Source organism: Stenotrophomonas sp. PS02301 (assembly GCF_029959485.1).
Lineage (GTDB): Bacteria > Pseudomonadota > Gammaproteobacteria > Xanthomonadales > Xanthomonadaceae > Stenotrophomonas > Stenotrophomonas maltophilia_Z.
Genome location: NZ_JASCOO010000016.1, coordinates 34,149 through 46,478, shown reverse-complemented (window position 1 = coordinate 46,478; position 12,330 = coordinate 34,149). Strand labels below are relative to the sequence as shown.

The 12,330-nt window shown below is 67.0% G+C and carries 14 protein-coding genes; 5 read left to right on the top strand and 9 right to left on the bottom strand.

Features of this window, described 5'->3' with window-relative positions; translation table 11 throughout:
* Positions 1 to 44: 44 nt before the first annotated feature.
* Positions 45 to 632: a hypothetical protein gene (locus QMX81_RS06820; RefSeq protein WP_088433386.1), complete on the top strand. Its 588-nt coding sequence runs from the start codon at positions 45 to 47 to the stop codon at positions 630 to 632.
* Positions 633 to 749: 117 nt separating this feature from the next.
* On the opposite strand, the gene QMX81_RS06815 is transcribed toward QMX81_RS06820, so the two are convergent.
* Positions 750 to 1,652, bottom strand: coding sequence for a tyrosine-protein phosphatase (locus QMX81_RS06815; protein WP_282259949.1), 903 nt, complete (start codon positions 1,650 to 1,652; stop codon positions 750 to 752).
* 17 nt (positions 1,653 to 1,669) lie between these two features.
* A complete protein-coding gene (locus QMX81_RS06810; protein WP_282259947.1) occupies positions 1,670 to 3,952 on the bottom strand; it encodes a TonB-dependent receptor in 2,283 nt (760 codons plus the stop codon).
* 129 nt (positions 3,953 to 4,081) lie between these two features.
* On the opposite strand from QMX81_RS06810, the gene QMX81_RS06805 reads away from it, so the two are divergent.
* The 3 genes from QMX81_RS06805 (at position 4,082) to QMX81_RS06795 (ending at position 6,358) form a co-directional block, all read left to right on the top strand.
* On the top strand, positions 4,082 to 4,726 hold the full coding sequence (locus QMX81_RS06805) for a TetR/AcrR family transcriptional regulator (protein ID WP_282259945.1): 645 nt from the start codon (positions 4,082 to 4,084) through the stop codon (positions 4,724 to 4,726).
* Between the two features lie 172 nt (positions 4,727 to 4,898).
* Positions 4,899 to 5,285, top strand: a complete 387-nt coding sequence (locus tag QMX81_RS06800; RefSeq protein WP_183073647.1) for a lysozyme inhibitor LprI family protein — start codon at positions 4,899 to 4,901, stop codon at positions 5,283 to 5,285.
* An 86-nt stretch (positions 5,286 to 5,371) separates the two neighbouring features.
* On the top strand, positions 5,372 to 6,358 hold the full coding sequence (locus QMX81_RS06795) for an MDR family oxidoreductase (protein ID WP_282259942.1): 987 nt from the start codon (positions 5,372 to 5,374) through the stop codon (positions 6,356 to 6,358).
* A gap of 13 nt (positions 6,359 to 6,371) precedes the next feature.
* Here the strand turns inward: QMX81_RS06795 and QMX81_RS06790 are convergent, their stop codons facing one another.
* From QMX81_RS06790 to QMX81_RS06780, 3 genes are all read right to left on the bottom strand, one after another.
* The gene (locus QMX81_RS06790; RefSeq protein ID WP_282259940.1) at positions 6,372 to 7,679 is read right to left on the bottom strand and encodes a chloride channel protein; all 1,308 of its coding nucleotides are present in this window, start codon (positions 7,677 to 7,679) and stop codon (positions 6,372 to 6,374) included.
* Between the two features lie 107 nt (positions 7,680 to 7,786).
* Positions 7,787 to 8,317 (bottom strand): nuclear transport factor 2 family protein, encoded by a 531-nt coding sequence (locus QMX81_RS06785; RefSeq protein WP_282259938.1) that lies wholly within the window; start codon positions 8,315 to 8,317, stop codon positions 7,787 to 7,789.
* Positions 8,318 to 8,320: 3 nt separating this feature from the next.
* Positions 8,321 to 9,391 (bottom strand): aldo/keto reductase, encoded by a 1,071-nt coding sequence (locus QMX81_RS06780; protein WP_282259936.1) that lies wholly within the window; start codon positions 9,389 to 9,391, stop codon positions 8,321 to 8,323.
* A 158-nt stretch (positions 9,392 to 9,549) separates the two neighbouring features.
* On the opposite strand from QMX81_RS06780, the gene QMX81_RS06775 reads away from it, so the two are divergent.
* The gene (locus tag QMX81_RS06775) at positions 9,550 to 10,434 is read left to right on the top strand and encodes an AraC family transcriptional regulator (RefSeq protein ID WP_282259934.1); all 885 of its coding nucleotides are present in this window, start codon (positions 9,550 to 9,552) and stop codon (positions 10,432 to 10,434) included.
* A 100-nt stretch (positions 10,435 to 10,534) separates the two neighbouring features.
* Here the strand turns inward: QMX81_RS06775 and QMX81_RS06770 are convergent, their stop codons facing one another.
* The 4 genes from QMX81_RS06770 to QMX81_RS06755 all read right to left on the bottom strand — a co-directional run bounded on the left by QMX81_RS06770 (position 10,535) and on the right by QMX81_RS06755 (position 12,265).
* Entirely contained in the window at positions 10,535 to 10,690 is a 156-nt protein-coding gene (locus tag QMX81_RS06770) for a hypothetical protein (RefSeq protein ID WP_167390404.1), read from the bottom strand.
* A 70-nt stretch (positions 10,691 to 10,760) separates the two neighbouring features.
* Positions 10,761 to 10,883: a hypothetical protein gene (locus tag QMX81_RS06765; protein WP_282259928.1), complete on the bottom strand. Its 123-nt coding sequence runs from the start codon at positions 10,881 to 10,883 to the stop codon at positions 10,761 to 10,763.
* Positions 10,880 to 11,647: a YggS family pyridoxal phosphate-dependent enzyme gene (locus QMX81_RS06760; protein ID WP_282259927.1), complete on the bottom strand. Its 768-nt coding sequence runs from the start codon at positions 11,645 to 11,647 to the stop codon at positions 10,880 to 10,882. The genes QMX81_RS06765 and QMX81_RS06760 overlap by 4 nt, the downstream gene beginning before the upstream one ends.
* A 111-nt stretch (positions 11,648 to 11,758) precedes the next feature.
* Complete coding sequence (locus tag QMX81_RS06755) at positions 11,759 to 12,265, bottom strand: hypothetical protein (protein WP_121037061.1); 507 nt, start codon at positions 12,263 to 12,265, stop codon at positions 11,759 to 11,761.
* Between the last annotated feature and the right edge of the window lie 65 nt (positions 12,266 to 12,330).

Sequence of the window (12,330 nt, the reverse complement as noted above, 5' to 3'; positions counted from 1 at the left end):
GGCTATGATCCAAGGAAGGGCATCAGCAAAGGAGCACCAAGCACATGGACGTTGTAGAACCGCTGGAGGTGCTTCGCACGTCCGTACGCCGCCTCACTCTGTTGACTATCGCCCTTGGAGTGCTTGTTGCGGGCCTGGCCGTGGCAGTCATCGCATTGTCGATGGCGCCGCGCGGAACACTCACCGTTGATGAACTCCACGCCCATCGCGTCGTTGTGCTGGATGACCAAGGCGTAATGCGCGTTGAGGTGGGCCAGGATGCAGTTGATGCCGGAAGGCGATCGCGCACGGCCGGTGTGTGGCTGTACGACGCCAAAGGCGATGAACGCGGTGGGATGGCAACCCACGAAGATGGCCTGGTAGGTCTTGCCTTCGATGCCCCGGTGGGGAAGGGCGAGGATCACCTGCGTGATCGCCTGAGCCTGCGCGTGAATGCCGACGGTGCTTCCCAGGTGCTGCTCACGGACAACCTGACCCGCGGCATTGTCGGTCTTCTGTCCGACGGCACAGGCAACGGCGGGGTGGAGACGTATCGCTGGGACATGGATGCCAAGCTCATCCACCGCCGTTACATCACGTTCGATCAGGACGAGCGACAGCAGCGCCCGCTGGGTGAGCCGCAGGCGCAATAGGCCGTCATCGCTCATGCCCACGCAGCGCCGCGTGCTCGTCCGGGATCGAGCGCTGCTGGCTCACCTCGGATCGAGCAGGCGCCGGGCGTCCCCCGGCGCCTGCGTCATGCATTGCGGTCAGCCCGCCTGACCCAATCGCACCTTCAGCTGATCGATCTCCGCCTCGCTGACGCCGATGGACTTCAAGTAGCCTTCGGCACCGCCGTACTGCTGATGCAGAGCCACCAGGAACATCGCCATGTTCTCCGGCGCGGTGCCGGACATGCCGGCCATTTTCCTGCCGATCTCCGGGTTCTGCTTGATCAGTTCCATGATCTGCGCGTTCATCGCGCTGTCCTTGGGCTGGCCTTCCAGGTAATGGGCGGAGATCGCGTAGTTGTGCACGATGTCCGCGCGCGACACGCCGGCCAGATCCAGCAGCAGCCCGGCGATGATGCCGGTGCGGTCCTTGCCGGCGGTGCAGTGGAACAGCACGGTGCCGTCGCGCTCGGCGGCGATGCGCTGGAAGACCTGCTTGAACTGCGGCTGGCTGTGATCCAGCCACTGCACATAGGCCGCACCCAGCGAATCCGGGAAGGTGGTCATCATTTTCTGCAGGTCCATCTTCTCGGTGCCCATCAGCGAGGTGCGCTGGTAGGCGAAGCGGGCATCGTCGGCCAGCAGGTCCGGCGACTGCGCCTGCTCATCGGCGGTGCGCAGGTCGATATCCAGCGTGACGCCGGCGGCAGCCAGTGCGTCGCGATCGGCGGCCGTCAGACGGCCCAGGTCCGAGGTGCGCACGAACGCGCTGGCCGGGATCGGGCCATGGCTGCCCTGCAGGCCGGCAAAGGTGCGCGTGTTCCATGCGCCCTGCAGCGGCATCAGGCGTTGTGCATCGGCGGCGACCGGCTGCACGTTGGTGGTACGCGCGGCGGCTGCCGTGTCGGCGACGGGTGCGCGGGCCAGTGCGATGCCCGCGCCAGTGAGCATCGGCAGGCTGAGGGCAATGGCAAGGGCAAGGTGGTTGCATCGAAGGTTCATCGGGATCTCCAGGGCGATCAGAAGGTGACGGTGACGTCCAGGCCGTAGGTGCGCGGGTCGTTGAAGATGCCGCTCTGGCCTAGTGAGGCGTTGTTGAGTTTGTAGAACAGGTGTTCTTCGTCGAGCAGGTTGCGCGCCCACAGCGAGACGGCCAGGGTCGAGCCGGTGCTGTTGAGGGGGACGTCGATCAGCGCGACGCGGGCGTTCACGATGAAGGAGCGGTCGGTGAGCATCTGGTCGTATTCGCTGGTGTAGTAACCGTCGGACCAGTTGCCATCCAGATGGAACTTGAGCGCGGAGAAGTTGGCGAACGGCACCAGGTAGTCCAGCGACACGCTGCCGGCGTTCTTCGGCGCCAGCAGCGGCTGCACCGTGACCTGGACACCGGCGCCGAACGGATCGACCGCGCTCTGCGCATCGATGCGGGTGTAGGCGTAGTTCAGGCCCACGGTCAGGTTGTCCACCGGCATCACGTTGAATTCGAGCTCCGCACCGCGCGAGGTCCCGTTGCTCAGTGCGTTGGTGGTGACCATGGTGGTGCGGGTTTCGCCGCTGTTGGGGTCGAACGGCAGCGAGAAATCCATCTGCTTGTGTTCGATCTTCGAATCGAACAGGGCCAGGTTCAGGCGTGCGCGGTTGTCCCAGAACTGCGACTTGACGCCGAGCTCGATCGCAGTCACTTCTTCCGGCGCGAAGGCGGTATACGTGGTGGAGCGCGAGTTGGCGCCGCCCGCCTTGAAGCCGGTGCTGTACTTGGCATACACCATCGCGTTGTCGCCCACGTCGTAGGCGATGTTCACCATCGGGTCGAAGCGTCCCCACGCATCGTCGAAGGCAAGGTCGGTTGCCAGGCCGTTGACGATGTACAGGCTGCCCTTCTTGTCATCGCGCGTGTAGCGGCCACCGGCGGTCAGGTGCAGGCGCTCAAGCGAAGCCGGTGTCCAGGTGGCCTGGCCGAAGATGCCCAGGCTGTCCGTCCAGGCCTTGCTGGCGCGGTCGATGCGCACGGCGCCCAGGTTCAACGGGTTGGTTGCCGGGTTGAGCGTATAGCTGTTGCCGCCCGGGCCCCACAGCAGCATGTTGGGGGTCTGCGCGTTGTCGCCGGCGGTTTCGTGATAGTAGAAGGCGCCCGCGAGGAACTGCACCTGCGAGGTGGTGCCGATCAGCTGGAATTCCTGGCTGTACTGGTGCTGGTAGACCTGGGCGAGGCTGTAGCGGCCGAAGGGTGTGTTCGGGCCACCGTAGGCGGAGATCGCGTCGACCAGCCCCATGTCGAACTGACCCTGGGTCAGTTCCCGATAGGAGCTGATCGACTTCAGTTCCACGTTCTCGCTGAGGGTCCAGCCGAGGTTGAGCAGGTGGCCGCTGGTGCGGCCGATGTTGTCTTCCTGCGGGCCACCAAGGATGGCGGAATCGCGTCGGTCCTCACTGGCGCCGGCCTTCTGCAGCGGGCTCACATAGGCGCCGGGCACCAACAACTGCGTGTGGTACGGCGTGGTGGCATCGTAGGAGCGGTCAAAGGCGTACAGCGCGGAGAAATCATCGCTGGGCTGCCACAGCGCGCTGAAGCGTGCGCCCCGCTTGTCGTAGCTGTTGAAGTCGCGCTCGCCGCGCATCGGGTTGTCGGTGGTACCGCCGCGTTTGGCCTGCACGGCGTCGATCTTGAAGCTCACATCGCCCACCTTCGGCAGGTCCAGATGCAGGCCCGTGGTGTAGCCACTGTAGTTGGAGACGCCGGCACTGACGCTGCCGCCAAACTCGCCGGTGGGCTGTCTGGTGACAATGCTGATCGCGCCGCCTTCGGTGTTGCGGCCGAACAGCGTACCCTGCGGCCCCTTCAACACCTCGATGCGCTCCACGTCGTACAACATGCTGCCCAGGCCCTGCGCGCGGCCCATGAACACGCCATCGACATACACGCCGACACCGGCATCGCGCGCGGGCTGATTGGCATCGCCGGAGGCACCGATCCCGCGGATGCCGATGTTCAGCGCCGAGCTGCGGGTGGCGAACGGGGTGACACGCAGTGAGGGGATGGAGCCATCGGAGAGGCTGCCGATCGAGATCGCGCTGCGATCCTTCAATGCTTCGGCATCCACCACGGAGACCGAGATCGGGGTGTCCTGCAGATTGGTGGCACGCTTCTGGGCGGTAACGACCACCTGGTCCAGCGCGACCACATCGCGGGCGGCGGTGTCGGCGGTGGCGACAGTGGTGGCGTCATTGGCCACGGCGAGACCGGGCAGGGCGGTGGCAATGGCAAGGGCTAACAGGCGACGGTGCAACGGGGCGTGGCGCATCGGTCGGGTTCACGGAAGGAAGGGGGCCGGCGCAGTCTGGGTGTGCGAAATGACAGGTGAATGACCGTTCATTCAGGCCCGCGTTTGCCGTACCATCGGTGCTCAACTGGACGCCATCTACGACAAGCAATGACGCTTACCCCCCTATCCGGCGCCCCCGCCGAAGACGCTGCAGCCGCGCGTGCCGAAGTGCAGCGCCAGCGGATCCTGGACGCCGCGCAGCGCTGTTTCATCGCCCGCGGCTTCCATGCCGGCTCGATCAGCGACATCGCCGCGGAGGCGGAGATCAGCCAGGGCCTGATGTACCGGTACTTCGAGAACAAGCGCGCGCTGATCCTGGCCTTGATCGAACGGCAGCTCGCCTACGACCAGGATGCGATCGGCCATATGCCGGCGGCGGCCGATCTGGTCGACGGGCTGCTGCGCTGCTATCAGCTGTGGGCGCGGGGCGAAACGCTGGAAACCCGTGGCAATGCCATCGCCAATGTGGCGCTGTATGCGGAGATCACCGCCGAAGCGCATCGCGATCCGGTGATTGCCGAGGTGCTGCGCCGGCACGACAGGCAGACCAGTGCGGCGATCACCGCGTGGTTGCGGCAGCACGACATCGCGCGCGGCCGCACGCCCGAAGACGCCGACCTGGAGCGCCGCACGATATTGATGCGGCTGCTGGTGGAGGGCCTGGCGATGCGCGCGGTACGCGATCCGGATGTGGCCGCCGACACCGTGCGGGCGCTGCTGACGGCCTCGATTGCAACCGTGCTGGGGGAGTAAGCGCAGTCACGTGGATTTCACGGATCGGCGCGGTTAATCCGCCCGTGGCGGTCTCCCCGCTGTCCCGTGTGGAGCGGATCCAATGCGCATGCTTCCTTCGCTTCTCCTTGTCTGCGCACTGGCCCCGGTGGGGGCGACATGCGCCCAGGCACCCAAGGCGGCTGTCAGGGCCGTGGCGTCACCGCATACCTCCGATGGCATGGCCTGCGACAGCCCGAACCAGTCGCAGGCCGGGCTCAACCAATGTGCCAGCAACAGCGCGCAGCGCGCCGATGCCGAGCTCAATCGGATCTATGCCAACGTGCTGGCACTCAATGCTCAGGACCCCGTTTTCCTGGAGCGGTTCAAGGCAGCGCAGCGCGCCTGGCTGGTGTTCCGCGATGCCCAGATCGCGGCGCGGTATCCGTCTCCAGACGACTATGGGAGCGTTCTGCCGATGTGCCAGAGTGGCGACTACGAGCAGCTGACCCTGGATCGGATCAAGCAGCTCAAGGCCTGGGTTGCCGGGGTCGAGGAGGGTGACGTGTGCGCCGGGTCCTATCCCATGAGCGGGCGCTAGCCGGGGCCGTTTAACGCCTCGGTACGGCCAGGTGCGCACACTGGTTCTGTCTGCACCGTCCCTCATGCACCCGAACCGGAGATCCCATGTCCTTCAACGCCCTCCTTGCGACCAAGACTGGCGATACCATCGCGACCGGTCTCGTCCAGCTGACCGAGCAGGATCTGATGCCCGGCGACGTCACCGTTGCCGTGGAGTACTCCACGGTGAATTACAAGGACGCCCTTGCGCTGAGCGGCCGTTCGCCGGTGATCCGCACCTTCCCGCTCATTCCCGGCATCGATCTGGCCGGTGTGGTTGAAACGTCCACCCACCCGGGTTTTGCGCCGGGCGATCGCGTGCTGGTCAACGGCTGGGGCTTGAGCCAGACCCACCATGGCGGCTATGCGCAGAAGGCGCGGGTGCCAGGCGAGTGGCTGGTGAAGATTCCCGCGGCGTTTTCCAGCCGCGATGCGATGGCGGTCGGTACCGCCGGCTACACCGCGATGCTGTCGGTGCTGGCGCTGGAGCATGGCGGCGTGTCACCGGATCAGGGCGACATCCTCGTCACTGGCGCGAACGGCGGTGCCGGGTCCATCGCGATCGCACTGCTCTCCACGCTGGGTTACCGGGTCGTCGCGTCAACCGGCCGGCTCGAGGAATCCGCCTATCTCAAGGAACTGGGTGCGGCAGAGATCATCGACCGCGCGACGCTGTCCGAGGCCGGTGCGCCGATCGCCAAGGAACGCTGGGCCGGTGCGATCGACGCGGTGGGCAGCCACACGTTGGCCAATGTGCTGGCGCAGACGCGCTACCGCGGCGTGGTGGCGGCGTTCGGGTTGGCCCAGGGTGCGGATCTGCCGGGTTCGGTGCTGCCTTTCATCCTGCGCAACGTGACGCTCGCCGGCATCGATTCGGTCAACGCGCCTTACACCGCTCGCGAGCAGGCGTGGACGCGCCTGGCGGCCGATCTGGACCTGGGCAAGCTGGCGCGCACCACCCAGATGATCGGTCTGGCCGAGGTGCCGGCGCTGGCCGACCAGGTGCTGCAGGGGCGTGTGCAGGGCCGCACCGTGGTCGACGTCAACGCGTGATCCAGTCGCGGCACTAAGGCGGGTGGGGGCCCGGCAGCTGCTTGACCAGCTGTTCGGCCATGGCCTTGTAGATCGGCACGCGGCACACCAGGCCGGAGACGCCGCGCGCGACCAGCACGGTGGCCAGGATGGGCAGCAGCATGTCGCTGCTGTCGGTCAGCTCCAGCGAGATGACCGCCGAGGTCAACGGTGCCTGGGTGACGCCGGTTAGGTAGGCACACATCCCCAGCAGCACGAAGATGCGTTCATCGACCGAAGGCATGAGGGCGGCGAGGTTGTGGCCGAGCCCGGCGCCGACGGCCAGGGCGGGCGAGAACAGGCCGCCGGGAATACCGGCGACGTAGGAGACCAGATTGGCGACAAGCTTCATCAGCCCGAACTCGTGACCCACCGAGGGTGCTCCCTGCACCAGCCCCTTGGCCTGCTCGTAGCCGGTGCCGAAGGCCCCTGCGCCAAACGCTGCGCCCAGCAGCACCAAGGCGAGCCCGCACAGCGCCGCCAGCAGGACCGGATGGCGCTGGCGCAGCGTGCCCAGCCAGCGTGGTCTGCCTTCCATGGTCAGCAGCACGGCTTTGGCGAACAGGCCGCCAAGCAACCCCGCGGCGGTGCCGCACAGCACGATCGCCAGCCAGGCCTGCCCCAGCGGCAACGTGGCACTCACCTTGCCGAAGTACGTGTAGTTGCCGAGCAGGCCCAGCGACACCACGCCACCCACGATGACCGCGGTGAGCAGCGTGCCGGAGAAGCGGTGCTCGAAGCGGCCGCTGAGCTCTTCGATGGCGAATACGATGCCCGCCAGCGGCGTGTTGAACGCCGCCGCGATGCCGGCTGCGCCGCCGGCGAGCAGAAAGTGCGACAGCTCTTTCGGATCGCGGAACCCGAACCATCGCCCGAACATGTACATCACGCTGGCACCGACGTGCACGGTAGGGCCCTCCCGGCCCACCGAGGCGCCCCCGAGCAACGACAGCGTGGTCAAGGCGAGTTTGCCTGCCGATACGCCCAGCGAGAGATTCACACGCCGGAACGTGGGCGTCGGGATCTCCAGGGCCGCGATCACCTGCGGAATCCCGCTGCCGCGGGTGGGCTTGAGCGCGCCACTGGTCAGCCACGCCAACAGCGCGAACACGGTTGGGGTGAGCAGCAGCGCCCACCAGATCGAATGGGCGATGATCGACTGGAAGACCCGGAAGGCCGCATCACTGGCCTTGGCAAACACGATCGCGACCAGGGCGACAGCCACGGCGCCGCCCCACAGGGCCGCACGGCGCTTCCACGCATCCCTGGACAGGAGAGGGCGTTGAGGGTCTGGCGAGGTCATGGGGCGGATTATCCCACGGTGATTCGCCGGTCCTTTTCACCCAATCTGTCGGTTTGCGCTTTCAAACGCGGGTGCCAGCGCGGTGCCAGTGCAGGCACGCTGCGGGTTCACGTGCCGGGGGTGTCCGTGCCGGGCAGGCGGTGGATGACAGCGTCGTAGGGAACAAGGTCGAGGAAGGCGGTGACGTCGACCGCCTTGCCCGCGCGCATCCGGAATATCCAGACGTAGTCGTTGCGATACGGCCTGCCGTCCCGGGCCACCGCGTTGCCGGCCCACTGGATGATCACATGCTCGCCGTCCGCCCAGATCTGTCGGGAGGTCGGGCGGACCGGCGTGCGTAGCCGGCTGACGAAGGGAAGCACCGCGCGGGCGATGAAGTCCTCCCGCCCGCGGTAGGTGCCTGAGCTCGGGCTGGAGCCGGCGATCGTCCACACGACCTCGGGTGCGAGCACTTCGTCGAAGAACGCCGTGCCACCGGCCGCCCATCGATCGAAGGCCTCGGTCACCACCTGCTTGTTGTGCGCCGTGTGCGGCAGGGTGGCTTCAGCCGCCGCGGCGACCGGGATCAGTGGCCCAACGGCGAGCGAGGCCACCGTGATGGCCGTGGCGAGCATCCCGCCAAAGAGAGAGGTTGCCATGGCTTATCTCCGCCCGCTCAGCGTGGCGGTGCCGAAGATCAACTGCTGGGCCATCGGCCGGCCGATGAAGCGGGCGGGGAAGATCGGTGCCGGTGCACTGGCCTCATCCAATCGGGCCAGATGCGCCTCGCTCAGCACGACGGTGAGGGCGCCGAGATTGTCTTCGGCCTGCGCCACGGTGCGTGCGCCGATGATCGGCGAGACCACCGCGGGGTTGGCCAGCGTCCAGGCAATGGCCACCTGCGAGCGCGTCACGCCCAGTTCCTCCGCCACGTCACCCACCACTGCGGCGATTGCCAGCGAGCGTTCGTTGAGATGACCGATCGAGGCGATCACCCCTTTGCGGCTGCTTGCCACGTCCGCACCATTTTCGTCGGAGAGATCGGCGCGGGTGTACTTGCCGGTCAGGATGCCACCCCCCAGTGGCGACCACGGCAGTACCCCCAAACCCATCGCCTGGGCCATGGGCATGAGTTCGTGCTCCACGGTGCGCTCGACCAGGCTGTACTCGATCTGCAGCGCGATCAACGGCGACCAGCCGCGCAGGTCCGCCAGGATCTGCAGTTCGGCGACGCGCCACGCCGGGGTGTTGCAGATGCCCAGATACTGGACCTTGCCGGCGCGGACGAGATCGTCCAGCGAGCGCATCACTTCGTCCGGGCGGGTGGTGAAGTCCCAGGCGTGTACGTACAGCAGATCGATGCGATCGGTATCCAGCTGGCGCAGGCTGGCTTCCACCGAGCGCACCAGGTTGTAGCGGTGGTTGCCGCCGGCATTGATGTTGGCCGGGTCGCGCGCCATGGTGAATTTGGTGGCCAGCACCAGCCGGTCGCGCTGGGCCTTGGCGAAGCGGCCGAGGATGCGTTCGGCGGCGCCGTTGGTGTAGTTGACCGAGGTATCGATGAAGTTGCCGCCGCGGTCGACGTAGGCATCGAAAATCCGCTGGGCTTCAGCGTCATCGGCGCCCCAGCCCCAGTCGGCGCCGAAGGTCATCGTGCCCAGCGAGAGGGGGGAGACGCGCAGCCCGGAACGGCCGAGCAGGCGGTAGTGATCAAGCGAGGCAGGGGACGTCATACGAAGGATCTCCGGGGCGGGCAGGCGGTGCCTGCGTGGGCTCCCATTGTTCTGGCGCGTCGCGTTGACCCGGTAGCCGGGTCCTCCGGCATGCTTGCACGATCGTACAAACACGACGGATGATGTCGACCTGTCCTGCCGCGCCCATGGAGACCTGCATGGCCCCGCTCGCGTTGTTCCGTGATGCCATCGCCCGGCATGCACCGCGCGATGGCACCTTCGCGTGCCGGCTGCCCGGGGTGAAGCTGATCCGTTGCAGCACCGCGACGCTGCCCATGCCGGTGATCTACGAGCCCACCGTGTGCTTCGTCGCCCAGGGCCGCAAGCGTGCCCTGCTCGGGTCGAGCGTTTACTACTACGATCCGACCCGTTATCTGGTGGCGTCGGTCGGGCTGCCGGTGATGGGCTCGGTGATCGAGGCGACCGCGACGCAGCCGTATCTGAGCCTTCAGGTCGATCTCGATGCGGCGGTGCTGGGCGAGCTCGCGCTGCAGTATCCGCAGCCTGCCGGCGAGCCAGCGGTCGCCGCGGGCCTGGCGCTCGACAAGATGACACCCGGGCTGCTGGATGCCGCCACGCGGCTGGTCTGCTTGCTGGATTCACCGGACGACGCCGAGGCGCTGGGGCCGCTGGTGCTGCGCGAGATCCTCTATCGGCTGTTGACCGGCCCCAACGGCAGCGTGCTGCACGCGATCACCCGCGGCGACAGCCGGCACGGCCAGGTTGCCCGCGCGATCCTGTGGATCCGGGCGAATTTCCGTGGTGTCTGGCGTACCGATGAGGTGGCGCGCGTTGCGGGCATGAGTCGTTCGAGCTTCCATGCCCATTTCAAGGCGGTCACGGCGATGAGCCCGCTGGACTTCCGCACACAGTTGCGGATGCAGGAGGCGCGCCGGCTGATGGTCAATGACGGTCTGGATGCGGCCGATGCCGGCCACCGGGTGGGCTATGAGAGCCCCTCACAGTTCAGCCGGGACTACTCACGGCTGTTCGGCATGCCACCGGCAACGGACGCGCAGCGGCTGAGGTTGGCGGAGGTGTGAGCGTGCCGGTGCTTGCGCGATGACATCGGGAGGAGCTGCGGGACACCGTGGTGTGGCCGCAGTCCCATGATGCCCGCGATGTAAGCGAAGGTGCCGCCGGTCAGACCGGGGCGAAACCGCGGGTGGTCTTCTTTTCGTTCTTTTCCGCCTTCTTTTCCTTGGCGGTCTTGGCAGGTTTCTTCTTCTGCTCTTTCTGTTTGTTCAGGCCTTTGGCCATGGCGACGCTCTCCAGGTGGGTTGCAACGGAGGCGAGCATGGCACATCCGGTGTCGGCCGGCGCATCGGCGTGCGGTGGGTGCGCTGAAGTGAACCCGGGGTGCGGCCGTTCATGGCGCAGGCATATCCCGATAGGCCGCCTCGCTGCTCAGCACCTTCAGTCCGTCCGGGCCACTGTGCAGCCGCCGCTGCTCACCGACCGCCTGCTGCCATTGCAGGCGATAGCCGCTCATGTCGGGGTCGGCCAGTAGACACTGTCCGGCGTCGAGCGCGCACCGAAGATGGCCTGGCCCACGCGTACCACGGTAGCGCCTTCTTCGATGGCGATCTCGACGTCACCTGACATGCCCATGGAGAGCTCCTCCAGGCTGATGCCCGTCGGCAGGGTGGGGCGCAACCGGTCGCGCAGGTCGCGCAGGCGCGCGAAGCACGGGCGCACCTGTTCCGGATCCGGCGAGAACACCGCCAGGGTCATCAGCCCGCGCACGCGCAGATTCGGAAACGCTGGCAACTGCTGCACGAAGTCGGCGACCTCGATCGGGTCCAGGCCGTACTTGCTGTCTTCGCCGGAAGTGTTGACCTGCACGAACACATCCAGCGTGCGCTGCTCCAGTTCCAGCCGCTGATCCAGTGCCTGTGCCACGCGCAGGCTGTCCAGCGCCTGGAACTCGCTGGCGAAGCGTGCGACGTCACGTGCCTTGTTGGTCTGCAGGTGGCCGATCACCGACCAGCGCAGGCCGGGCAGGTCGGCCATCGCCGCGGCCTTGCGCTGGGCTTCCTGCACCTTGTTCTCGCCCAGCTCATGGCAGCCGGCCTCCCACGCCAGGCGCAGGCGGGCCTCATCGACGGTCTTGCTGACCGGCAGCAGGCGCACGCTGGCCGGGTCGCGGCCGGCCAGTGCGCAGGCGCGGGCGATGCGTTCGCGGACCATCGCCAGGTTGTGGCGGATCTCGTCGACAGTGGTGGCCTGGGGCCAGGTGGGGGCAGCGATGGGCATGGGGAGCTCCGGAAGCGGGGACGGCTGCGGCGCGTCGGCGCGCCGGCAGGGCGGTCCCGTAACACCGGACAGGTTGTCATAGCGCTACCCGAAAATCACCGCCCGCCGATGTCAGGGCGCCGCAGCGGCGTTCGGGCTGACGTAGTGCGTCTGTTCGTCGTCGTTGAGGAAGATCAGTTCCGGTTTGCCCTGCCAGGAGGTCAGCATCGCGCCGGTGCTGTTCTGGTGCTTGACCACCAGGGTGGCGCCGCGATCCGGGTTGGCGGTGACCTTGAATACCTCGGTGGTGCCGGTGGCATCATCGAGGGTGAGGATGGCCTCGTCGCCGACATCGGCGGTGCCGTAGCCGCCACGCTCGGAGCCATCGGCGCCCAGCAGGATCAGGCCTGACAGCGGTGACGCGCGCGGCCCCTGGGTGACGCCCTTGGTGAGCGGATCGGGGACGGGGGCGCCGAGAATCACCCGCGCCTGGCCACTGGCATCGCGGATCACCAGGCCACGGGCGGTGATGACACGCTCCTCGGACTGGCTCTGGTGCAGGCGCAGCGCGGTCCAACCGGAAACGATCAGGGCGAGGCTGGAAACGACCAGCGTGGTGATGGTCAGCGCGCGCGACATGTGGCTCTCCGGATCCTTGGAAGGCTGCGACCATACCGGATAGGGTATTCACGACACCAGTCGGA